19 protein-coding genes are annotated in these 22,766 nt (G+C 63.3%); 9 read left to right on the forward strand and 10 right to left on the reverse strand.

From position 1 onward, the window contains the following. Positions 1-67 precede the first annotated feature (67 nt). The gene (gene gltB, locus LOZ77_RS15235) at positions 68-4,720 is read left to right on the forward strand and encodes a glutamate synthase large subunit (RefSeq protein ID WP_230279825.1); all 4,653 of its coding nucleotides are present in this window, start codon (positions 68-70) and stop codon (positions 4,718-4,720) included. An 11-nt stretch (positions 4,721-4,731) separates the two neighbouring features. After that, entirely contained in the window at positions 4,732-6,168 is a 1,437-nt protein-coding gene (locus tag LOZ77_RS15240) for a glutamate synthase subunit beta (protein WP_230279826.1), read from the forward strand. An 18-nt stretch (positions 6,169-6,186) separates the two neighbouring features. Here LOZ77_RS15240 and LOZ77_RS15245 read toward each other — a convergent pair whose 3' ends face one another. Continuing rightward, the gene (locus tag LOZ77_RS15245) at positions 6,187-6,864 is read right to left on the reverse strand and encodes a uracil-DNA glycosylase (protein WP_230279827.1); all 678 of its coding nucleotides are present in this window, start codon (positions 6,862-6,864) and stop codon (positions 6,187-6,189) included. Between the two features lie 117 nt (positions 6,865-6,981). Between LOZ77_RS15245 and LOZ77_RS15250 the strand changes: the two genes are divergently transcribed. From LOZ77_RS15250 to LOZ77_RS15260, 3 genes are read left to right on the forward strand one after another with little or no spacing between them, the layout of a single operon-like run. Beyond that, positions 6,982-7,602 (forward strand): ribonuclease D, encoded by a 621-nt coding sequence (locus LOZ77_RS15250; RefSeq protein WP_230279828.1) that lies wholly within the window; start codon positions 6,982-6,984, stop codon positions 7,600-7,602. 31 nt (positions 7,603-7,633) lie between these two features. Next, positions 7,634-8,278, forward strand: coding sequence for an LPS export ABC transporter periplasmic protein LptC (gene lptC / locus LOZ77_RS15255; RefSeq protein ID WP_230279829.1), 645 nt, complete (start codon positions 7,634-7,636; stop codon positions 8,276-8,278). A 10-nt stretch (positions 8,279-8,288) separates the two neighbouring features. Further along, positions 8,289-8,852, forward strand: a complete 564-nt coding sequence (locus LOZ77_RS15260; protein ID WP_230279830.1) for an LptA/OstA family protein — start codon at positions 8,289-8,291, stop codon at positions 8,850-8,852. Between the two features lie 11 nt (positions 8,853-8,863). On the opposite strand, the gene holA is transcribed toward LOZ77_RS15260, so the two are convergent. From holA to LOZ77_RS15285, 5 genes are all read right to left on the reverse strand, one after another. Continuing rightward, a complete protein-coding gene (gene holA / locus LOZ77_RS15265; RefSeq protein WP_230279831.1) occupies positions 8,864-9,898 on the reverse strand; it encodes a DNA polymerase III subunit delta in 1,035 nt (344 codons plus the stop codon). After that, positions 9,885-10,412: an LPS assembly lipoprotein LptE gene (gene lptE / locus LOZ77_RS15270; protein ID WP_230279832.1), complete on the reverse strand. Its 528-nt coding sequence runs from the start codon at positions 10,410-10,412 to the stop codon at positions 9,885-9,887. Before lptE ends, holA begins: the two co-directional genes overlap by 14 nt. After that, positions 10,412-12,934 (reverse strand): leucine--tRNA ligase, encoded by a 2,523-nt coding sequence (leuS, locus tag LOZ77_RS15275; protein ID WP_230279833.1) that lies wholly within the window; start codon positions 12,932-12,934, stop codon positions 10,412-10,414. The genes lptE and leuS overlap by 1 nt, the downstream gene beginning before the upstream one ends. Before the next feature lie 22 nt (positions 12,935-12,956). After that, positions 12,957-13,355, reverse strand: coding sequence for a DUF3576 domain-containing protein (locus LOZ77_RS15280; protein WP_230281898.1), 399 nt, complete (start codon positions 13,353-13,355; stop codon positions 12,957-12,959). Between the two features lie 168 nt (positions 13,356-13,523). Further along, a complete protein-coding gene (locus tag LOZ77_RS15285) occupies positions 13,524-13,700 on the reverse strand; it encodes a hypothetical protein (RefSeq protein WP_230279834.1) in 177 nt (58 codons plus the stop codon). Between the two features lie 341 nt (positions 13,701-14,041). Between LOZ77_RS15285 and LOZ77_RS15290 the strand changes: the two genes are divergently transcribed. Both LOZ77_RS15290 and phbB read left to right on the forward strand, forming a co-directional pair. Next, a complete protein-coding gene (locus LOZ77_RS15290) occupies positions 14,042-14,803 on the forward strand; it encodes a hypothetical protein (protein WP_230279835.1) in 762 nt (253 codons plus the stop codon). Positions 14,804-14,991: 188 nt separating this feature from the next. After that, positions 14,992-15,714, forward strand: coding sequence for an acetoacetyl-CoA reductase (gene phbB, locus LOZ77_RS15295; RefSeq protein WP_230279836.1), 723 nt, complete (start codon positions 14,992-14,994; stop codon positions 15,712-15,714). A 109-nt stretch (positions 15,715-15,823) separates the two neighbouring features. On the opposite strand, the gene ctrA is transcribed toward phbB, so the two are convergent. From ctrA to lptB, 3 genes are all read right to left on the reverse strand, one after another. After that, a complete protein-coding gene (gene ctrA / locus LOZ77_RS15300; protein ID WP_230279837.1) occupies positions 15,824-16,519 on the reverse strand; it encodes a response regulator transcription factor CtrA in 696 nt (231 codons plus the stop codon). Positions 16,520-16,755: 236 nt separating this feature from the next. Next, complete coding sequence (gene rpoN / locus LOZ77_RS15305; protein WP_230279838.1) at positions 16,756-18,222, reverse strand: RNA polymerase factor sigma-54; 1,467 nt, start codon at positions 18,220-18,222, stop codon at positions 16,756-16,758. 39 nt (positions 18,223-18,261) lie between these two features. Further along, complete coding sequence (gene lptB, locus LOZ77_RS15310; protein WP_370638086.1) at positions 18,262-19,050, reverse strand: LPS export ABC transporter ATP-binding protein; 789 nt, start codon at positions 19,048-19,050, stop codon at positions 18,262-18,264. A gap of 242 nt (positions 19,051-19,292) precedes the next feature. Here lptB and LOZ77_RS15315 point away from each other — a divergent pair, with 242 nt between their 5' ends. Next, entirely contained in the window at positions 19,293-20,636 is a 1,344-nt protein-coding gene (locus LOZ77_RS15315; protein WP_230279840.1) for a TldD/PmbA family protein, read from the forward strand. An 18-nt stretch (positions 20,637-20,654) separates the two neighbouring features. Next, positions 20,655-22,040 carry a BON domain-containing protein gene (locus LOZ77_RS15320; protein WP_230279841.1) on the forward strand — a complete coding sequence of 462 codons (1,386 nt, stop codon included), beginning with the start codon at positions 20,655-20,657 and terminating at the stop codon, positions 22,038-22,040. Positions 22,041-22,102: 62 nt separating this feature from the next. Here the strand turns inward: LOZ77_RS15320 and ppa are convergent, their stop codons facing one another. Then, a complete protein-coding gene (ppa, locus tag LOZ77_RS15325) occupies positions 22,103-22,642 on the reverse strand; it encodes an inorganic diphosphatase (RefSeq protein ID WP_230279842.1) in 540 nt (179 codons plus the stop codon). Positions 22,643-22,766: the final 124 nt, after the last annotated feature.

Here is a 22,766-nt window from a genome sequence, read left to right on the forward strand (position 1 = left end):
AGGGGGCGGGCTGATTCGCGCATATATTCCGGGTAATGGTGCCCGGGCCCCGACAGGATAGGTGACAATGGGTTTTCCGCCGGTTCAAGGCCTCTACGACGCGCGTAACGAACACGAGAATTGTGGTGTGGGCTTTGTCGCCCATATCAAGGGCGAAAAATCGAACGCGATTATTCAGCAAGGCCTGACCATTCTGGAAAATCTGGACCACCGCGGCGCGGTGGGCGCGGACCCGCTTTTGGGTGACGGCGCGGGCATCCTGATCCAGATGCCCGATGCGCTGCTGCGCAAATGGGCAGAGGGTGAGGGCAAAGCGCTGCCGCCTTTGGGCGATTATGCCGTGGCCATGTGCTTCCTGCCGCAAGATGCGCCTTCGCGCGATTTCGTGGTCGCCCAGTTCGAAAAATTCGTCGGCAAGGAAGGCCAGCAGCTGGTGGGGTGGCGCGATGTGCCGACCACTCTGGACGGTCTGGGCAAGACCGTGCTGGAACAGATGCCGGTGATCCGCATGGCGGTCATCGCGCGCGGCGGCAATTGCGAGGATCAGGACGCGTTCGAACGCAAGCTCCTTTCGATTCGCAAGCAGACGCAGAATCCGCTGGCGGCACTGGCCGAAAAGCACGGGCTTCCGGGGCTGACCGAACTGTACATGCCCAGCTTCTCCAGCCGGACCATCGTGTACAAGGGGCTGCTGCTCGCCAACCAGGTCGGCAGTTTCTATGACGATCTGCGCGATCCCGACTGCACCTCGGCACTGGCGCTGGTGCACCAGCGGTTCAGCACCAACACCTTCCCCAGCTGGAAGCTGGCGCAGCCGTTTCGCCTGATCGCCCATAATGGCGAGATCAACACGGTTCGCGGCAATGTGAACTGGATGAACGCGCGCCGCCGCACCATGGAATCGCCGCTGCTGGGCGCCGATCTCGACAAGATGTGGCCGATCATCCCGCATGGCCAGTCGGATACGGCCTGCCTCGACAATGCGCTCGAACTGTTGCTGGCGGGCGGGTACAGCCTTGCCCATGCGATGATGATGCTGATCCCCGAAGCGTGGGCCAAGAACCACGAAATGGATCCGGCGCGCCGTGCATTCTATGAATATCACGCCGCGCTGATGGAGCCGTGGGACGGCCCCGCATCGGTTGCGTTCACCGATGGCCGCCAGATTGCCGCCACGCTGGATCGCAACGGCCTGCGCCCCGCGCGCTATTGCGTGACCAAGGACGATCTCGTCTGCCTGGCGTCGGAGAGCGGCGTGCTGCCGTTTGCCGAAGAGGACATCACCCGCAAATGGCGCCTGCAACCCGGCAAGATGCTGCTGATCGACCTTGAAGAAGGCCGCATCGTCGAGGACGAGGAGCTGAAAGCCGAACTCGCCAACGCGCATCCTTATGAAAAATGGCTGCGTGATACGCAGTACAAGCTGGAAGATCTGGACATTGTCGAGATCGAGGCGGACGACGTGCCGGTCGATCCCACTGCCGACAGCGAGCTGTTCCTGCGCCGCCAGCAGGCGTTCGGCTATACGCAAGAGGATGTGACCAAATTCCTCGAGCCGATGCTGTACAACGGCGACGATCCGATCGGTTCGATGGGCACCGACACGCCGATCGCCGTGCTGTCAAAGCGTTCGCGCCTGCTGTACGACTATTTCAAGCAGAACTTTGCGCAGGTCACCAATCCGCCGATCGATCCGATTCGCGAAGAGCTGGTGATGAGCCTGCTGTCGATGATCGGTCCGCGCCCGAACCTGTTGGGCCGCGATTCCGGCACGCACAAGCGGCTTGAAATTACGCAGCCGATCCTGACGAACAGCGATCTGACCAAGATCCGTTCGGTCGAATCGGGCCTTGACGGTGCGTTCCGCACCGCGACCATCGACATGACCTGGGATGCCGCGTCCGGCGCCGAGGGGCTGGAGATGGCGATCAAGGAAATGTGCTGGGCCGCGACCGAGGCAGTGCTGGCCGACAAGAACATTCTGATCCTGTCGGACCGCGCGCAAGGGCCTGACCGCATCGCCATGCCTGCATTGCTGGCGACGTCGGCCGTGCACCACCACCTTGTGCGGCAGGGCTTGCGCATGCAGACCGGCCTTGTCGTCGAAACGGGCGAAGCGCGCGAAGTGCACCATTTCTGCGTGCTGGCGGGTTATGGCGCGGAAGCGATCAACCCCTATCTCGCGTTCGAAACGCTGGAGAGCATCCGCGTTCACCGCGAGGCGCCGCTCTCGGCCGAGGAAGTCGAATACAACTATATCAAGGCCATCGGCAAAGGCATCCGCAAGGTGATGTCGAAGATGGGGATCAGCACCTATCAGTCATACTGCGGTGCCCAGATCTTCGATGCGGTCGGCCTGTCGACTGCGTTCATCGACAAATATTTCACCCGCACGGCGACGACCATCGAAGGCGTCGGCCTGGCCGAAGTCGCGGAAGAGACGGTGCGCCGTCACACGGCCGCCTATTCGGAAGAGCAGATCTATCAAAAGATGCTCGATGTCGGCGGCATCTATCAATATCGCGTTCGGGGCGAGGACCATGCGTGGACCCCCGCCAATATCGCGAATTTGCAGCATGCGGTGCGCGGCAACGACTGGTCGAACTATGAAGAGTTCGCCAGGTCGATCAACGAGCAGTCGGAACGCCTGCTGACGATCCGCGGCCTGATGGAGCTGAAGAAGGCCGACAAGCCGATCCCGCTGGACGAGGTGGAGCCCGCTGCCGAGATCGTGAAACGTTTCGCAACCGGTGCGATGAGCTATGGCTCGATCAGCTGGGAAGCGCATACCACGCTGGCGCTGGCCATGAACCGGATCGGCGGCAAGTCGAACACCGGTGAGGGCGGCGAGGATCCCAAGCGTTTCCTGCCCTTGGAAAACGGCGATTCGATGCGTTCGGCGATCAAGCAGGTGGCATCGGGCCGTTTTGGCGTGACTACCGAATATCTGGTCAATGCCGACGACATCCAGATCAAGATGGCGCAGGGCGCAAAGCCGGGCGAAGGCGGTCAGCTGCCGGGTCACAAGGTCGACAAGACCATTGGCGCGACCCGTCACTCGACGCCGGGCGTGGGCCTGATCTCGCCCCCGCCGCATCACGACATCTATTCGATCGAGGATCTGGCACAGCTGATCCACGATCTGAAGAACGTGAACCCCTCGTCGCGCATCTCGGTGAAGCTGGTGTCCGAAGTGGGCGTCGGCACGGTGGCTGCGGGCGTGTCCAAGGCGCGTGCCGATCATGTCACCATCTCGGGCTATGAAGGCGGTACGGGCGCGTCCCCGCTGACGTCGCTGACCCATGCGGGAAGCCCGTGGGAAATCGGGCTTGCCGAAACGCAGCAGACGTTGCTGCTCAACGATCTGCGTGCGCGGATTGCGGTGCAGGTCGATGGCGGGCTGCGCACGGGCCGCGATGTTGCCATCGGCGCGCTGCTGGGCGCGGACGAGTTCGGTTTCGCCACCGCGCCGCTGATCGCGGCGGGATGCATCATGATGCGCAAATGCCACCTCAATACCTGTCCGGTGGGCGTGGCGACGCAGAATCCCGAACTTCGCAAGCGCTTCACCGGAATGCCCGAGCATGTGGTGAACTATTTCTTCTTCGTCGCCGAGGAACTGCGCCAGATCATGGCGGAGATGGGCTTCCGCACGCTGGAAGAAATGACTGGCCGGGTCGACCGCATCGATATGAAGCGCGCCGTTTCGCACTGGAAGGCGCATGGCATCGACCTGTCGAAACTGCTGCATCAGGTAAAGCCGGTCGAAGGGCACGAGCTGTTCCGGACCGAAACGCAGGATCACGGGCTTGAGGCGGCGCTGGATCAGGACCTGATCAAGGCGGCGGCTCCTGCGCTGGAAAAGGGCGAAAGCGTCCGGATCGAGCGTGCGATCAAGAATGTGAACCGCACGGCGGGCACCATGCTTTCGGGCGAAGTTGCCAAGAAATACGGCCATGCCGGCCTGCCCGACAACACGATCCGCGTATCCTTCACCGGCGTTGCAGGGCAGAGCTTTGCCGCATGGCTGGCGCATGGCGTGACGCTGGAACTGACGGGCGATGCCAATGACTATGTCGGCAAAGGCCTGTCGGGCGGCCGCGTCATCGTGAAGCAGCCCGACGGCATGGACCGCGATCCGACGAACAATATCATTGTCGGCAATACGGTGCTTTACGGCGCGATTGCGGGCGAGGCGTTCTTCAACGGCGTGGGCGGCGAGCGTTTCGCGGTGCGCAATTCGGGTGCCATCGCGGTGGTCGAAGGCACCGGCGATCACGGCTGCGAATATATGACCGGCGGCACCGTCATGGTGCTGGGCCCCACGGGCCGCAATTTCGCGGCGGGCATGTCGGGCGGCATCGCCTATGTCTATGACGAGGACGGCCAGTTCGCGAAGCGTTGCAACACCGAAATGGTTGAGCTGCGCGAGATTGCCGCGACGGACGAGGATGTGCCCCACGCGGCGAAACCGCAACAGCGCGGCCAGTCGGTCAATGATTTCGGCATGGGCGATCCGCTCTACTTCGATGCGCAGCGGATCAGGGTGCTGCTGGAACGCCATATCCTGCACACCGACAGCAGCCGGGCGAAGGCAATCCTCGACGATTTCGACAACGCGGTCACCCGCTTCGTCAAGGTGATGCCGCGCGATTACGAGAATGCACTGAAAATGCTGGAGACCGAACGGCTTGAAGCCGAAACGGTCGCGGCGGAATAAGGGAGGCACGCATGGGTAAGGAAACGGGCTTCCTGGAACTCGACCGCCAGGATCGCACTTATGAGGCGCCGACCGAGCGTCTTCAGCACTATAAGGAATTCGTCGTTCCGCACGATCCGCAGGCCCTGAAGGGGCAGGCGAGCCGCTGCATGAACTGCGGTATTCCCTACTGCCACAATGGCTGTCCGGTGAATAATATCATCCCGGACTGGAACCACCTTGTGTACGAGGGGAACTGGAAGGAGGCGCTGGTCAACCTGCACTCCACCAATAATTTCCCCGAATTCACCGGCCGCGTCTGCCCCGCACCTTGCGAGGCGAGCTGCACGCTGAACATCGTGGACCAGCCGGTCACCATCAAGTCGATCGAATGCGCGATCGTCGATAAGGGCTGGCAGGAAGGCTGGATCGTCCCGCAGCCGCCCGAGAAGAAGACCGGCAAGTCGATTGCCGTCGTCGGTTCGGGTCCGGCGGGCATGGCCTGTGCCCAGCAACTGGCGCGGGCGGGCCATTCGGTGACGCTGTTCGAAAAGAACGACCGTATCGGCGGGCTGCTGCGGTACGGCATCCCCGACTTCAAGATGGAAAAGCACCTCATCAATCGCCGCGCGGCGCAGATGGAGGCCGAAGGCGTCTCGATCCGCACCAGCACCGAAGTGGGCGTCGATATTTCGATGAAGACGCTGAAGGAAAACTTCGACGCGGTGGTGCTGTCGGGCGGCGCCGAAGAGGCGCGCACGCTGGATATTCCGGGATCGGAAATGAGCGGGGTGCGCCTTGCCATGGAATTCCTGACCCAGCAGAACAAGCGCAATGCGGGCGACAGCGAAGAACGTGCAGCCCCGCGCGGCACTCTGGTCGCGACCGACAAGCATGTCATCGTGATCGGCGGTGGCGACACGGGCTCCGACTGCGTCGGCACCTCGAACCGTCAGGGCGCAGCCAGCGTCACCCAGATCGAGATCATGCCCAAGCCGCCCGAGCGTGAAGACAAAGCCATGACCTGGCCGGACTGGCCACTGAAACTGCGCACCTCGTCCAGCCACGAGGAAGGCGTCGACCGCGACTGGGCGATCCTGACCAAGCGCGTGGTGGGCGAAAACGGCAAGGTGACGGGCCTCGAATGCGTCCGCCTCGAATGGGAAGGGCGCGAGATGAAGGAAGTGCCGGACAGCACTTTCACGCTCAAGGCCGACCTGATCCTGCTGGCCATGGGCTTCGTCGGCCCGCGCAAGTCGGGCATGCTCGACCAGGCGGGTGTCGAATATGATCCGCGCGGCAATGTGCTGGCCGATACGGTCAACTACAAGACCAGCGACGACAATGTCTGGGCTTGCGGGGATATGCGGCGCGGGCAGAGCCTTGTCGTCTGGGCCATCCGCGAGGGCCGCCAGTGCGCGCGTTCGGTGGACGAGGCGCTGATGGGGGTGACCGACCTGCCGCGTTAATTGCGGCAGGGCACTGCTTTACCAATCGATCGGATCGCGTCCATGTTCGCGCAGAAATGCGTTTGCGCGGCTGAACGGGCGCGATCCGAAAAAACCGCGATGCGCCGATAGCGGGCTGGGGTGCGGGCTTTCGATCACCAGATGGTGAGAGGACGATCCCAGCGCGGCAATGCGCCGCGCCTTTTGCTGCGCATGGCTGCCCCACAGGATGAATACGCTGGGCGTGTCGCTGGCGGCCACGGCTTCTACGCAGGCATCGGTAATGGCATCCCAGCCGCGTTTCGCATGCGATCCGGCCCTGGCGGCCTCCACCGTCAGCGTGTTGTTGAGCAGCAGAACGCCCTGCCGCGCCCAGCGCGTCAGATCGCCGCCCGTGCGCGGTTCGACGCCCAGATCGCTGGCAAGCTCCTTATAGATATTGCGCAGCGACGGCGGCAGCCGCACCCCGTCGGGCACCGAAAAGGCCAGCCCGTGCGCCTGCCCCGGCCCGTGATAGGGGTCCTGCCCCAATATCACGATTTTCACCTCGTCCAGCGGCGTCAGCGCCAACGCGGCCAGCCTTTGGCCGCGCGGCGGATAGACCGTGCGCCCTGCCGCTTCCTCCTCCTTGAGCCATGCGCCCAGCCTGCGCGCTTCCTCGCTGGCGAGAACGGGATCGAGTGCGGCGGACCAGCTGGCAGGGACGGAATCGGACATGGCGGCTACGATAGCGGCCGGGGCGCACCGGCCACCAGCCCTCAACCTGTCGCTTTCCCCTGCGCAGCGGCGCTCTCGCCCCTTTCCCAACGGTGCAATCCCCCCTAAGGACGGGCCATGACAGTCTATCTCCACGAAGAAGACCTGCCCGAAGGCGTGCTCGCGCCCGGGCCGATCGCCGTCGACACCGAGACCATGGGCCTTATCACCCCGCGCGACCGGCTGTGCCTTGTCCAGATCAGCGACGGGCAGGGGGATGAACATCTCGTCCGCTTTCGACCCGACAGCCCCTATAACGCGCCCAATCTGTGCGCCGTGCTGGCCGACCCGTCGCGAGAGAAATATTACCATTTCGCCCGCTTCGATCTGGCCGCAATCCAGTATTATCTGGGCGTGATGGCCGCACCGGTGTTCTGCACCAAGATCGCCAGCAAGCTGACGCGCACCTATACCGACCGGCACGGGCTGAAGAATCTGGTTAACGAATTGCTGGGCAAGGACATTTCCAAACAGCAACAGTCGAGCGACTGGGGCGCGCCCGAACTGAACGAGGCGCAGCGCGAATATGCCGCCAGCGACGTGCGCTATCTGCACGACATGGTCGCCATCTTCCGCGAAAGGCTGGAGCGCGAGCATCGCACCGGCATGGCGCAGGCCTGTTTCGACTTTTTGCCCGCCCGCGCGCTGCTGGACCTTGAAGGTTGGGCCGACAAGGACATCTTCAGCCACGAGGCATAAGGCCCGAAGGTTGTTGCGATAGTCGAACCCCATGAGCGTCGAGGCCACCATTGTCCGCCACAAGCGCCGCGAGCAGGCCGCGCCGGGCGGGTCGCATGACCGGCTGATCCATTTCCTGCTGGTCGCACTGCCCGTGTGCATTGGCGTGCTGGTGGCGCTGATGGTGCTGGCGCCCGTGGCATCGCAGGGAGAGGTGAGCTTCCTGCTCGACCGCAATCAGGTCGAACTGACCGAAAACCGCATGATGGTCGATAATGCGATGTATCGCGGCGCCGACAATCGTGGGCGGCCCTTTTCGGTGCAGGCAGGCAGCGCCCTGCAACGCACCAAGGAGCGCGGACTGGTCGAGATGAACGATCTGACCGCGCGCATGTTGCTCAACGAAGGGCCTGCCGTGCTGACGGCGCAGAACGGCACCTATGACCTTGATGCCGACAGCGTGCGTTTTCCTGGCGCCGTCAATTTCACGGCGGCCGACGGCTATCGCATGATCGCGCGCAATGTCTCGGTCCTGCTGGCCGATAAGAAGATCATGGGCGACGGGCGCGTCAACGGGCGGGTGCCGTCGGGCACATTCTCGGCCGACCGGCTGGAAGGCGATTTACAGGCGCGCACGGTTTCGCTTATCGGCAATGCGCGGCTTCGGATGGAGCCGGGGGCGCTGAATGCGCGGTGACGGAAAGATCATGACGAACAAGACCATCACTCTCCGCAAGATCGCGATGCGCGGCGCCATCGGCTTTGCCGTAACGGCGGCGGCCCTTCTGGGCGCGCAGCAATTGTCGGCACAGGCGATTGCCGGTTTCAATTCGCGCCAGCCGGTCGATTATGCGGCGGACCGGATCGAATTGCAGGACCGTGCCGAACGGGTGGTGCTGTCGGGCAATGTGGTGGTGAACCAGGGCGATCTGCGGCTGACGGCGGCGCGCACCATCGTCGATTACACCAATACCGATGCGCTGCGGATTCAGCGCATTACCGCCACCGGCGGCGTATCCGTCACGCGCGGCAGCGAGAATGCGCGCGGCAATGTCGGCGTCTATGATTTCAACCGCCGCACCATCACGCTGGTCGGCGATGTGGCGCTGCGGCGCGGCACCGATACGCTGAACGGCGGGCGTCTGGTGATCGATCTGAACACCGGCGTGTCCAGCGTGGATGGCAGCGCGGCGGGCAGTTCATCTGCGGTGGGCGGCACGACCAATTCGCGCGGCCGCGTTTCGGGCAGCTTCTCCGTCCCCGAAAACTGATTTCCTGAAGATCAGCGGCGCGCGCCGGCGGCGCGGGCAATCTCGGTACAGCCGGCCGCGAACAGCAGCGGCGCGGCCTGGCTGTCGGCCAGCAAGGCGCGGTGCAGCGCAATCAGCCGGTCGCTCAGCCGCGCCAGTTTCGGCCCGTGCCATTGCTGCAACTGGCGCGAAATGGCGGCGCGTTCCTTGAAGAAGATGCGCGGATCGTTCTCGACCGCCTTGGCGACATTCTCGCCGGGGCGGATGCGTGCGGCGATCTGCGTCAATTGCGCAACCCGCCGCTCCATCGCCAGCACCGTGCCGACGGGGTTCAAACCGTGCTGGCGGAACCGTGCCAGCTCGTGCGGCAGGCGGGCGACATCGCCCGAGATGACCGCATCGACCAGCGGCATCATGCCATCGTCCTCGGTCTCCGCGCCGATCGCGTCGATATCCTCTGCGCTTACGCTGCGCGGCGCATGGCTGTCGGCATCCAGATAAAGCGCCAGTTTCTGCACCTCTGCAGCGGCCATGCGCGTATCCAGCGCGACGGATGCGGCGATTCTCTGCGCCAGTTCGGCGCCCATGCGCAGCCCCGCCCCGTCAGCCAGCCTGCGCACCTCTGCCGTGACGGACCGCAGGTCGGGTGGATAGAACATCACCACCAGCGCATCGTCGCGCTTTTCCAGCAGCTTGGCACTGCGCGACTTGTCGGTCGCGCTGCTGGCGATGACGATAACGGGCCAGCCATCGGCCAGTTCGGCCTCGCTCGCATCGGTCAGTATTTTCAGCGCGTCATGCGCTTCCTCGCCATTGGCGCGCACGATGATGTGGCGCTTGTCGCCGAACAGGGACGTAGAGCGCGTCTCGTCCGACAGGCGGACCGGATCGCGTTTCAGCTCGCTGCCTTCGATTTCCACCCGCTCGCCCGCATCGGGCAACAGTTCCACGATGCGCGCCGCCGCGCCATGCGCGCCCGCTTCGTCCGGACCGCAGAAAAAGAAGACCTTGACCGAACCGGCAGCGCGCGGTGCGGTCTGGGCGAACTTGCTGCTATTGATCTTCAACTTGGGGCTGCATTTGCTGGCGCAGGGTGGTGGACACGCGGGTCACGATGCTGTCCGCGACATCATCGGTCAGATTTTCCAGCGCGGTCTGTTCGGCGGCGATGGTCGCATATTCGCTGGAGACCACGTCGATGCCCGCATCGGCCCCGTCGGTTGCATCCAGCAAGGTCTCGCCGCTCGCCAGATCGACAAGGCGATAGCGCGCGCGCAAGGTGCGGCGTTCGCGGCCGATGGTGTCGTCGCCCAGCAGGCCAAGGCCGGTCAGCTGATCGTCAAGCACGACATCCAGCCGATAGCGGGCAGAGCCGCCGCCATTACCCATCCGCTGGTTCAGCGCATCGCGCATCAGCCAGCCACTTCGTCCCGGAATCGGCGCGACCTCGATCGCGGACAAGCCCTGCGCCACCGCGCCCGATCCGCCGCCCGCATAGACAGGTTCCAGCGAACAGCCACCCAGAACCGGTGCCATGACAGCACCAAGGATCAGGGCAGGCAGCAGGGCGGATTTGCGCATCAGATAACCAGATTAACAAGGCGATCGGGCACCACGATCACCTTGCGGATCTCTGCCCCTTCAAGGTTACGCTGAACCTTCTCGCTGGCAAGCGCAAGCGCCTCCAGCTCTTCCCTGGGCAGGCCCTTGGGCACGGTCAGCGTGTCGCGCAGCTTGCCCTTGACCTGTATGGCGACGGTCACCTCGTCATCCACCAGCAAGGCGGGATCGACGTCGGGCCATGCAGCCTGCGCGACCAGTCCGGCCTGTCCGGCATTCGCCCATGCTTCTTCGGCCAGATGCGGCATCATGGGCGAGACAAGCTTCATGGTCGCAAGGATCGCCTCGCTGCGGCTGGCTGAAGGAGCGGCCTTTTCGACCACGCCCGTCAGCTCGTAAATACGCGCGACGGCCTTGTTGAAGGACAGCGCCTCGATATCCTCGGCCACGGCGGCGACGGTCTGGTGCTGCTTGCGGGCGACGGTCTTGTCGCCGCCGATTGCAGCGGCATCGTACTGGCCGAACAGGCGCCACAGGCGCTGAACGAAACGGCCGCATCCTTCGATGCCTGCTTCGCTCCACGGCAGATCGCGTTCGGGCGGGCTGTCGGACAGCATGAACCAGCGCACTGCATCGGCGCCGTATTGGGCAATGATCTCGTCCGGGTCGACGACGTTCTTCTTCGACTTGGACATCTTGATCACGCGGCCCACGTCGACCGCGTCGCCGCCATCGACCAGTACCGCCCCGTCGCTGCTGCGGTTCACTTCCGCGGGCGAGTAATAAACGGTGCGGCCATCGACCTCGCGGCTATAGGTTTCATGCGTGACCATGCCTTGCGTGAACAATTGCGCGAAGGGTTCGGTCACGTCGATCAGCCCGCAATGGGCCAGGGCGCGCGTCCAGAAACGGGCATAGAGCAGATGCAGGATCGCATGCTCGATCCCGCCGATATACTGACCGACGGGCAGCCACTGGGCGATTTCGTCCGCGTCGAACGGCTTGTCGCCGGGCTGGCTGGCAAAGCGCAGGAAATACCACGAGCTATCGACGAACGTGTCGAGCGTATCGGTCTCCCGCCGTGCATCGCCGCCGCATGTGGGGCATTTGGTGTGCTTCCACGTCGCGTGGCGTTCCAGCGGGTTGCCCGGCGTCTTGAAATCGACATCCTCGGGCAGTTTTACCGGCAGCTGGTCTTGCGGGACCGGCACCACGCCGCACTTGTCACAATGGATGAACGGAATCGGCGTGCCCCAGTAGCGCTGGCGCGAAACGCCCCAGTCGCGCAGGCGGTATTGCGTTTTGGCGACGCCCCAGCCGTCCTCGCCCGCGCGGGTGATGATGGCGGTCTTGGCGGTATCGACCGGCAGGCCCGTCAGGAAATCGGAATTGACGATTACGCCTTCGCCCGATTCCGCTTCTCCATCGAAAGGCTTGTCGGCATCCGACAGCGTGGGTGCGACGACGCGAGGAATCGGCAGGCCGTATTTGGTTGCGAATTCAAAGTCACGCTGGTCGTGGCCGGGGACCGCCATGATTGCGCCGGTGCCGTAATCCATCAACACGAAATTGGCGATCCAGACCGGCAGGTCCTCGCCCGTGAACGGATGCGCGACTTTCAGGCCGGTGTCGAAGCCCAGCTTCTCCGCCGTTTCCAGTTCCGCAGCCGTAGTACCGCCCGCGCGGCATTTCTCGATGAATTCCTGCGCCAGATGATCGGTGGCCGCCACTGCATGGGCGATCGGATGCTCTGCCGCGATGGCGACAAAGCTGGCGCCGAAAATCGTGTCGGGACGGGTGGTATAGACCTCGATCGTCTCATCGAAATTGCTGCCCTTGAAATGGGCTTGCAGGCCGGTCGACTTGCCGATCCAGTTTTCCTGCATCAGCCGGACCTTCTCGGGCCATTTGTCGAGGTTCGACAGACCCTCCAGCAGCTCGTCCGCGAATTGGGTGATCTTCAGGAACCATTGCGAAAGCTTGCGCTTTTCCACCAGCGCGCCCGAACGCCAGCCGCGTCCGTCGATCACCTGCTCGTTCGCCAGCACGGTCATGTCGACCGGATCCCAGTTCACCGCCGATTCCTTGCGGTAAACCAGCCCCGCTTCATACAGCTTCAGGAACAGCGCCTGTTCCTGCCCGTAATATTCCGCATCGCAGGTGGCGAATTCGCGGCTCCAGTCCAGCGCAAAGCCCAGACGCTGCAATTGCGCCTTCATGTTGGCGATATTGTCGCGCGTCCAGCCGCCGGGGTGCACGCCCTTTTCCATGGCGGCATTTTCGGCGGGCATGCCGAATGCGTCCCAGCCCATCGGGTGGAGCACTTCGTGCCCTGTCATCGCCTTGAAGCGCGCAAGCACGTCGCCCATCGTGTAATTGCGCACGTGCCCGATATGGATGCGCCCCGAGGGGTAGGGAAACATCTCAAGCACATAGGTTTTGGGCTTGGTGCTGGCGCTGTCGGCGCGGAAAATCCCCGCCTCGTCCCAGGCGCGCTGCCAGCGTCCGTCGGCGCTGGACGGATCAAAACGCTCTTCACTCATCAGTTGCAAATACCTGCTTGGATCAGCCCATCAACGCATCGCGGCGCATTTCACGCGCGCGGGTGAGGATAATGTCTTCAAGCTTTTGCACCGTCGCGGCCTGAACCGGCGCGCCCACCCACTGGCCGCCGCTCATCACCTCGCGGCTGGCGTTCACGCGCAGCGCATCGGCGCGCAGATCCTGATCGAGGATCGAGACGGTCACCTTCATGCGTTCGGCCGGATTTTGCGGGTTGGTGTACCAGTCGGTCACGATGACGCCACCATTGCTGTCGGTTTGCAGCATGGGCATGAACGACAGCGTGTCCAGGCTGGCGCGCCACAGATAGGCGTTGATGCCGATGGTGGTGACATTCGCCGCCGCCAGATCGGTTTCCACCCGCTTGCTGTTCCCGCCGCAAGCCGCCAGTGCGGCGATCATCCCCGCCGCCAGAACGGCACGGGCGGAAAGGCGGCGCAGATTGGCGGCGTCTGCGAGTTGCACGGGGGTCGCGGTCATGATGCGAAATTCTTCCTGTTCTGCTTGCTCTGGCCCGAATGCGCATGATGCCTGTCGGTTACGCGCATCGGGCAACGCGCGGCTGCTCTATCACCGCGATTGCACGGCGGGCAAGCTTTCAGCACCACCCTTTGTGACACTGGGCTGAACGGGCGATTGAAAGAGGGTCTGGTTGGCGGGTTTGGGTGGCGCCGTCACGACGTACGCAGCGGGCTGCGGCGAAAGATTCTGCGCCGACGCATAAAAATGGCTGTCGATTTCATGCAACAGCAACAATCAAGAGTCATGCGGGCGCCGGTAAATCGCTTTGCAGCCATTGCTTTTTCGATTTATACACAGCTTCGCATTTCGCATCTTGCGTTCGGCCCATTGAGTCGCCGCAAATCTTGCGAAAAACGCCTTGGCGCCATTGCAATCGTTACCCCCGGCGGGATCCGGACTGGTTGCAGGGCGGTTAAGGTCAAGGTCAGGCGGTTTGTGGGAACCGTCTTTCGGATAAGGATCCTTTATCGGCTACGCGCCGTTACAGGATCGCAGGGAAATGAATTGAGGTAGTTGTGACCGTGTCGGTGGGGGCTCTTACAGGAAAGCGCGTTGCGCGGGCGGCAATGGCCGCTGCGGCGGCATGTGCCTTTCTGGCTGCGCTGCCGCCTGCCGTCGCTGCCGTTTCCGATCTTGTGGCTGCCGATGATTCGCGCCGTTCGCTCAGCATTGCGGCGGGTGGCGATCTGGGCGGCTTTACCCCTGCATCGGCGGATCCGCGCCTTCTGGCCTCGCTTAATGCCCTTCGCGAGGGACAAAGGGGTGATGCTGGCATGTTCCGCTTTACGCCTGCGGGCGTAAAGGAAGCGTCGAGCCGTGCGGTCACCGTGGCGGTGCGCGTCGATTCGCAAATGGCCCGTGCAGCTTCGATGCGGAAATCGGCTGGCCCCGATGCCGGATTGAACGTGGCGGGTGTTGCGCCGGTTGCTTTCAACCTTGGTATGGCGCGCGGCTATCAAAGTTTTGCGCAGACGGCGAAGATCGCTGATGCGGTCGAGCCGGGTCTGCGCAAGAGCTATCTGCCCGAAGGCGTGCGCGAGATCGACGCACCCGATCTGTCGCGCTTTACGCCTGCGAAGAAGAAATCGGGCGACAGTCGTTTCGGCGGTGTGGTCGAACTGAACGACGGCGCGGTCGCGGGCCGCTCGCCACGCACTTTCGCGGATGGCGAGCAATCGGTCGACGTCAGCGGCTCCTATCGCGTCACGGGCAATCTGCGGGTGACCGCCGGTGTCCGCTATTCGGCAGAGCGTGAGCGGCTGGCCCCGCTGGCCGATGGGCAGCAGGACAACCAGTCCGTCTATGTCGGAACGCGTTTCCGCTTCTGATCGGGGCTTTCCGCCCGTTTTTTCCTGTTTCCATCCGACCGTCGCCGCGCCATGCGGCCATTGTCGCACGCGCGTAAAATCCCTGTTGCACTGACGGTTAAGGCGGAATTGCAAATCCGCTTGCCGCCTCTCTGGCGACTGCTTAGGCTGCCGACTGGAGAGGAAGGCGCGTTGAAGGGGAAGCTAGAATGAGCAGAGTTGCAGTCGTCACCGGCGGTACGCGCGGTATTGGCGAAGGGATCAGCCTCGCGCTGAAAGACATGGGGTATACGGTCGTCGCCAATTTCGCGGGCAACGAACAAAAGGCGCAGGAGTTTACCGAACGCACCGGTATTCCCAATTACAAGTTCGACGTTGGCGACCACGACGCAGTCATCGCGGGCTGCGCGCAGATCGCGTCCGACATTGGCGAGATCGATATTGTCGTGAATAATGCGGGCATTACCCGTGATGGCGTGCTGCACAAAATGAGCTGGGATGACTGGAACGAGGTGATGCGTATCAACCTTGGCGGCTGCTTCAACATGGCCAAGGCAACCTTTCCCGGCATGCGCGACCGGAAATGGGGCCGCATCGTCAATATCGGTTCGGTTAACGGTCAGGCCGGCCAGTATGGGCAGGTCAATTACGCCGCCGCCAAATCCGGCATCCATGGCTTTACCAAGGCGCTGGCGCAGGAAGGTGCGAAATATGGCGTGACCGTCAATGCGATCGCGCCGGGCTACATCGATACCGACATGGTCGCCGCCGTGCCGCAGCCGGTGCTGGAAAAGATCATCGCCAAGATTCCGGTCGGCCGCCTTGGCCATGCGGATGAAATTGCGCGCGGCGTCGCCTTTTTCTGTGCCGAGGAAGCGACGTTCGTCACCGGATCGACGCTGTCGATCAACGGCGGCCAGCACATGTATTGATTCGCCGCCATCCGCCACGCGCGGAACGGCCAAGACAAAAGGGGCAGGCACTTCGCAGTGCCTGCCCCTTTTTTATCCCAGCGCTTGAATGCTGCGTCAGGCGGGTGCCTCAGGCAGCTTGGGCCTCGGCGCCCGGATCGCGCAGCACATAGCCGCGGCCCCAGACCGTCTCGATGTAATTGTCGCCATTGCACGCGGTCGACAGCTTTTTGCGCAGCTTGCAGATGAAGACGTCGATGATCTTCAGCTCGGGCTCGTCCATCCCGTTATACAGGTGGTTGAGGAACATTTCCTTGGTCAGCGTGGTGCCCTTGCGTAGCGAGAGCAGTTCCAGCATCGCATATTCCTTGCCGGTCAGATGCACACGGGCGCTGTCGACTTCCACCGTTTTGGTATCGAGGTTGACCGAGAGCTTGCCGGTGCGGATCACCGATTGCGAGTGGCCCTTGGAACGGCGCACGACAGCGTGGATGCGGGCGACCAGCTCTTCGCGGTGGAACGGCTTGGTCACGTAATCGTCGGCGCCAAAGCCAAAGCTGCGCACCTTGGAATCCATTTCAGCAATGCCCGACAGGATCAGAACCGGCGTCTGCACCTTGGCGACGCGCAGCTTTTTCAGCACGTCGTAACCGTGCATGTCGGGCAGGTTCAGGTCGAGCAGGATGATGTCGTAATCATACAGCTTGCCCAGATCGAGCCCCTCTTCACCAAGGTCCGTCTGATAGACGTTGAAACCCTCGGTCGTGAGCATCAGTTCGATAGCCTTTGCCGTCGTCGGCTCGTCTTCGATCAGCAGGATACGCATATGGATTTAGCCCCCTTCGTGGTCGGCCGGTCCACCCTGTCGGACGCCAACCGTAAACGCGATCTTCAATTAACCATACGAAAGGTGACCCAGAAAGGTTAATAAAGCTTAAAAGAGCTTAACGGAAAATTTTGAGTCATGATTGCAACAGTTTCCCGTGCGGAATCGCTGTTTCGAATCGCGGCGGGCATTTTCCGAATCAATGATGGCAACGATCGGAAGCGATGCGCCTGCATTCAGCCCGCGCGGGCCAGCGCCTTTTGCCGCCGCCTCTGTACCGACGATCCTAGCCCCGCCGCCTCGCGGTATTTGGCAACCGTGCGGCGGGCAATTTCGTAACCTTGTTTCTTCAGCTCTGTTACCAGCGCATCGTCGGACAGGATTGCATCGGCAGGCTCTGCATCGATCAGCGCCTTGATCGCTGCCTTCACTGCCTCTGCCGATGCAGCACCCTGATCGCCGCCGTCGCCGCCTGCTGCCGATGCGCTGACCCCCGATGCGAAGAAGAAGCGCAATTCGAAACAGCCGCGCGGACAATGCAGGAACTTGTTCGCGGTCACGCGGCTGACAGTCGATTCGTGCAGATCGGTCGCCTCGGCAATCTCGCGCCGGGTCAGCGGGACGAGGGCGGAAACGCCGCGACGAAAGAAACCCTCCTGCCGTTTCACGATCTCGCGTGCGACGGTCAGGATTGTGCGTTGCCGCTGGTCCAGCGCGCGGACAAGGCGATTGGCATCGGCCAGTTGCTCGCCCAGCCAGCTGGAGGCTGCCTTGTCGCGGCAAGAGGGGCTGACCCGCGCGTGATAGGCGCGGTCGATGACCAGTCGCGGCAGGTTCTCGCGGTTGAGCGAAACGAGCCAGCCGACCACCCCGTCGCCCCTGACCAGCACATCGGGCACTACCGGCGGCGCGGCTTCGACGCCGAACACATGGCCAGGGCGCGGGTCGCAACTGCGGATATCGGCGATCATCTCGGCAATATCCTCGTCATCGGCGCGGCACATGCGCTTCAGCTGCGCCAGATTGCCGCGCGCCAGCAGGTCGAGATTGGCGAGCAGCAGCCGCATGCACGGGTCGAGCCGGTCACGCTCCGCCAGTTGCAGCGCGATGCATTCGGCCAGATCGCGCGCGCCCACGCCAGTCGGCTCCAGCGACTGAACCAGTCGCAGCGCCGCTTCGGCATCCGTGGGTGAGACGCCAAGGTCGCGGGCCAGTTCTTCCAGAGGCACGGTGAGATAGCCAGCCTCGTCCAGCCGGCCGATGATCTGCCGCGCGACAAAGATCTGAACTGGCGAACCATGCGCCATGCACAGCTGGTCCTGCAGATGTTCGCCCAATGTGGGGCCGCTGTCGCCGGCGAAATCGCTTCCGAAGTCGCCGTCGAACGACCCGCCGCCCGACGCAGCGCCAATCCCGGCGAAATCGCCCGTATCGCGGTCGCGGTCCAGCATTTCGGGCGCGATATCCAGCGCCGTATCGCCGCCTGTCGAGCCTGCCTCCGCCGGTTCCTCGGCCTTGGGCTTGACCTCTTTCTCACCCTCCTGCCCCGAAACGCGCAGCAACGGATTGGCGGCGGCGGCGTCCATCAGCACCGCTTCCAGTTCCAGATTGGAAAGCTGCAACAGGCCGATCGCCTGTTTCAGCTGCGGCGTCATCACCAGCGATTGCGACTGCCGCAGATCGAGGCGGGGTGCCAAAGTCATGGGGCGGTATGGATCGTCATGCGGTGCGGCCCGTTCACGTCAAAGCGTAAAGCCTTCGCCCAGATAGAGCCTGCGCACATCGTCATTGGCGACCAGATCCTCGGGACTGCCCGCGAACAGCACTTGCCCGCCATAGATGATCGCCGCGCGGTCGACGATTTCCAGCGTTTCGCGGACGTTGTGATCGGTGATCAGCACACCGATGCCGCGGTTTTTCAGATCGATCACCAGATCGCGGATATCGCTGATCGACAGCGGATCGATACCCGCAAACGGCTCGTCCAGCAGCATGATCGACGGCTTGGCGGCAAGCGCGCGGGCAATTTCGCACCGGCGGCGTTCACCGCCCGACAGCGCCATGGCAGGGCTCTCGCGCAGCCGCGTCAGCCCGAATTCGTCAAGCAGCCGCTCCAGCTCGCGCGAGCGGCTGGCCGCGTCGGGTTCGGACAGTTCCAGCACGCAGGAAATGTTCTGTTCCACCGTCATGCCGCGAAAGATCGATGTTTCCTGCGGCAGATAGCCAAGGCCCAGAATGGCGCGGCGATACATCGGCAGGTTGGTGATATCCTCGCCGTCCAGCAGGATGCGGCCCGAATCGGGCTTCACCAGACCCATCACCGAATAGAAGCACGTCGTCTTGCCCGCGCCATTGGGACCAAGCAGGCCCAGCACCTCGCCCTTGGCCACGGTCAGCGAGATGTCGGACAGCACCGTGCGCTTGTCATAGCTTTTGGCGATCGACACCACTTCCAGCCCACCCTGCGGCACGGGCGGGGCGGCGGTTTCGGCCGGATCGACCGAGGGGTCGAGCGTGGTCTGCGTATCGATGACTATGCTCCTGCCGCCAGTGCGGCGAAAATGCCGGTGCGGCCCATATGGGCGCGCTATACGGCCCCCTCAATACCATCTTGCCGATACGATTGAAGCCCCGATCCTGCCGATAGTGGATGAATTGGCAGGGTATTTGCATCCGGTTTGACCCGTATCGCCGCCTTGCGCGTGCCAATCGGCCCGGCTTGCCCTCTTGCCCCGCGCACCCTATCCGGCGGGACGATGACGGGGAATTTGCAATGTTGACGACGGATCAGGCCAAGGATTTCTGCGCGCAGCTGGTGGCCAAGGCACAAGCCATGGGCGCGGACGCGGGCGATGCGGTCTATCTGGGCAAGGGGTCGCAATCGGTGGAAATCCGGCTGGGCGCGCTGGAAAGCGTCGACCGGTCGGAGGCCGAGCATCTGGGCCTGCGCGTATTCGTGGGCAAGCGCAGCGCCACGGTCGGGACCAGCGCCCTCGATCCCGCTTCGCTGGACGAGCTGGCCGAACGCGCCGTGGAGATGGCCAAGGGCGCGCCCGAGGATCCCTATGCGGGACTTGCGCCCGAAGAACTGCTGATGCGCGATGCCCCCGTCGACCTCGATCTGGTCTCCGCTGCTCCCGCGCCCGAGGAATTGCGCGCGATCGCAATGGAGATCGAGGATGCCGCCCGCGCGGTCGAAGGCGTGAACAATAGCGAAGGGGCCAGCGCGTCATACGGTCGCGGGATCGTCGGACTTGCCACCAGCCACGGTTTTGCCGGTGCCTATGAACAGGCCAGCCATGTCCGGTCGGGCGCGGTTGTCGCGGGCGAGGGCAGCGGGATGGAACGGGGCATGGCGTGGCGCATGGCGCATCATGCCGAAGACCTGCTCTCGCCAGCCGAAATCGGCCGTATGGCAGGCGACCGCGCGGTCGAACGGCTGGGGCCGGGCACGATGAAAAGCGGGCCCATGCCCGTGGTGTTCGACCGGCGCGTCGGCCGTTCGCTGATGGGCCATCTGGTCCATGCCATTTCGGGGTCGGAAATCGCGCGCGGCGCCAGCTTTCTTGCCGATTGCGAAGGCAAACCCGTGTTCCCTGCAGGCATCACCATTACCGACGACCCGCTGCGCCCGCGCGCCATGCGTTCGCACCCGTTCGATGGCGAGGGTCTGCCCGTCGCGGCCAGCCGCCTTGTCGACGGCGGGGTGCTGACGGGCTGGCTGCTCGATTCGGCATCGGCGCGCAAGCTGGGCCGCCAGCCGACAGGCCATGCAGCGCGCGGCGGTGGGGGATCGCCGGGCGTATCGGCCTCCAACATCACCCTGCTGGCCGGACAGGAAAGCGTGGCCGACATGATCGCCGATATTGCCGACGGCGTCTGGGTGACCGAGGTGATCGGCATGGGCGTCAATGTCGTCACCGGCGATTACAGCCGCGGCGCATCGGGCTTTCGCATCGTGAATGGCGAGATTGCGGGCCCGGTTGCGGGAATTACCATTGCCGGTAACATGAAGGATATGTTCGCGAATATGCGGGCCGCCGACGATCTGGACTTTGTGCAGGCGATCAACGTGCCCAGCCTGCGGATCGATGGCATGACGGTCGCGGGATCATGACGATAGCGGGGGATTGAGATGATGCGGCGCAGTTACGGATTTCTCGCTGCGCTGCTGTTGATCCTGCCATCATTGCCCGCAGGTGCGGCGGCGATCCTGACGGGCGGCGGCGATGATGCGCCTGCCGAAACCGTGGAACCGGCAGCCACCGGCGCGATCGAGGCCGAGCGCGACGCGAATGAGGACGAGCGGATCGCCGAGCGCATTCGCGGTATTTTCGCGGCGATTGCGGCGCTTTCGCATATCGAGGTTACTGTCCAGCAAGGCGTCGTCACGCTGACCGGCACGGTCGCCAGCCCCGAACAGGTGGAACAGGCAGGTGCCATCGCTGGCCGCGTGGCGGGCGTGGTGACGGTCGACAACCAGATCGAGCGCGATGTCGCCGTTTCCTCCAATGTCGCCCCCGCGATCGAGAATGTCGTGTCCCAGTCGCGCGGCGTGCTGCGGGCGCTTCCGCTGTTCGGCGTGGCGCTTGTGGTGGCGGGACTGGTCATTGCCTTCACCCGCTGGCTGGCGCGGCGCAAATCGCTGTGGGCGCGGCTGTCGCCCAATCTGTTCGTGGCCGAATTGCTGGCCAGCGCGGTGCAATTCGTGGGCGTGCTGTTCGGCATTTATCTGGCGCTGAAAATTTTGGGTGCCACGGCCCTGCTCGGCGCATTGCTGGGTATCGGCGGCGTGATCGGCATCGCCATCGGTTTCGCGGTGCGCGACACGATCGACAATTACATCTCGTCCGTCATGCTGTCGCTGCGCCAGCCGTTTCGCGCCAACGATCATGTGGTGATCGGCGATGACGAAGGGCGTGTGGTGCGGTTGACCAGCCGCGCGACGATCCTGATGACGCTGGACGGCAATCATCTGCGCATCCCCAATTCCACCGTGTTCAAGGCGGTGATCCTGAATTACACGCGCAATCCGCAACGGCGGTTCGATTTCGATCTGGGCATCGATGCCGACGACGATCCGGTCGATGCGATGGAAACGGGGATCAGGGCGCTGGCCGCGCTGGATTTCGTACTGAACGATCCCGAACCCACCGCACGCATCATGGAGGTGGGCGATTCGAATATCGTGATCCGCTTCCTTGGCTGGCTGGATCAGGAGCAGACCGATTTCTACAAGGGCCGCAGCCTTGGTATACGCGCGGGCAAGATCGCGTTGGAGGATGCAGGTTTTGCGCTTCCCGAACCGATCTATCGCCTGCGCATGGACCCGCGCAGCGCGCCCGTCACCACGGTCGGCCCGTCTACGCAGGACGATGCGAAGCCAGCGGCCAAAGAACCGCGCCAGCGCATCATTTCACAAGAGGATTTGCGCCCCGAAAGCCACATCGCCGAGCTGGTAGAGCGCGAGCGGGCCGCGACCGGCGGGGACTTGCTCGATTCGGGCCGTCCCATCGAATAGGCAAAGCAAAAGGGCCGCCCGAACGACCGGGCGGCCCTTTCATAAATTCCGGTCCGGAAGGATCAGGCCGATTTCGCGTCATTGGCGCGTTCGATCGCTTCCTTGATCACGCGGCGGGCTTCTTCTGCGCCGCCCCAGGTGCCGATGCGCACCCATTTCTCGCTCTCAAGGTCCTTGTAGTGGGTGAAGAAATGCTCGATCTGCTTCAAAACGATCTCGGGCAGATCGTCGAGCTCTTCCACCTTGGTGTAATAGGGGAAGGTCGAATCGACCGGCACGCAAACCAGCTTTTCGTCGCCGCCATGCTCATCTTCAAGATTCAGGACGGCGATGGGGCGGGCGCGCACGACGCAGCCGGGAATGAACGGGCTGCGCGCAACGACCAGCGCGTCGAGCGGATCGCCATCGGGCGACAATGTGTGCGGGACAAAGCCGTAATTGGCGGGATAGCGCATCGGCGTATGCAGGATGCGGTCCACGAACAGTGCGCCCGATTCCTTGTCGAACTCGTACTTCACAGGCTCGCCACCGGTCGGAACCTCGATCACGACATTGAGGCTATTGGGCGGATTGTCGCCGGTGGGGATCATGTCGATGCGCATGGGTTTTCTTGCCTTCGCTGTTCTGAACGTCTGGTCGGGGCCGATACGCTGCGATGCGCCATACCGGACCCGCCGTTGCAGGATTGCCCGCGCGCTCTAGCGTCGTAAGGCGTCGCGGCCAAGG

The organism is Croceicoccus sp. Ery15 (assembly GCF_020985305.1).
Classification (GTDB): domain Bacteria; phylum Pseudomonadota; class Alphaproteobacteria; order Sphingomonadales; family Sphingomonadaceae; genus Croceicoccus.

Coding starts and splice junctions, on each gene's coding strand:
- gltB (WP_230279825.1), top strand. CDS start 68: ATGGGTTTTCCGCCGGTTCAAGGCCTCTACGACGCGCGTAACGAACAC.
- LOZ77_RS15240 (WP_230279826.1), top strand. CDS start 4,732: ATGGGTAAGGAAACGGGCTTCCTGGAACTCGACCGCCAGGATCGCACT.
- LOZ77_RS15245 (WP_230279827.1), bottom strand. CDS start 6,864: ATGTCCGATTCCGTCCCTGCCAGCTGGTCCGCCGCACTCGATCCCGTT.
- LOZ77_RS15250 (WP_230279828.1), top strand. CDS start 6,982: ATGACAGTCTATCTCCACGAAGAAGACCTGCCCGAAGGCGTGCTCGCG.
- lptC (WP_230279829.1), top strand. CDS start 7,634: ATGAGCGTCGAGGCCACCATTGTCCGCCACAAGCGCCGCGAGCAGGCC.
- LOZ77_RS15260 (WP_230279830.1), top strand. CDS start 8,289: ATGACGAACAAGACCATCACTCTCCGCAAGATCGCGATGCGCGGCGCC.
- lptE (WP_230279832.1), bottom strand. CDS start 10,412: ATGCGCAAATCCGCCCTGCTGCCTGCCCTGATCCTTGGTGCTGTCATG.
- leuS (WP_230279833.1), bottom strand. CDS start 12,934: ATGAGTGAAGAGCGTTTTGATCCGTCCAGCGCCGACGGACGCTGGCAG.
- LOZ77_RS15280 (WP_230281898.1), bottom strand. CDS start 13,355: ATGATCGCCGCACTGGCGGCTTGCGGCGGGAACAGCAAGCGGGTGGAA.
- LOZ77_RS15290 (WP_230279835.1), top strand. CDS start 14,042: ATGGCCGCTGCGGCGGCATGTGCCTTTCTGGCTGCGCTGCCGCCTGCC.
- phbB (WP_230279836.1), top strand. CDS start 14,992: ATGAGCAGAGTTGCAGTCGTCACCGGCGGTACGCGCGGTATTGGCGAA.
- ctrA (WP_230279837.1), bottom strand. CDS start 16,519: ATGCGTATCCTGCTGATCGAAGACGAGCCGACGACGGCAAAGGCTATC.
- rpoN (WP_230279838.1), bottom strand. CDS start 18,222: ATGACTTTGGCACCCCGCCTCGATCTGCGGCAGTCGCAATCGCTGGTG.
- LOZ77_RS15315 (WP_230279840.1), top strand. CDS start 19,293: ATGTTGACGACGGATCAGGCCAAGGATTTCTGCGCGCAGCTGGTGGCC.
- LOZ77_RS15320 (WP_230279841.1), top strand. CDS start 20,655: ATGATGCGGCGCAGTTACGGATTTCTCGCTGCGCTGCTGTTGATCCTG.
- ppa (WP_230279842.1), bottom strand. CDS start 22,642: ATGCGCATCGACATGATCCCCACCGGCGACAATCCGCCCAATAGCCTC.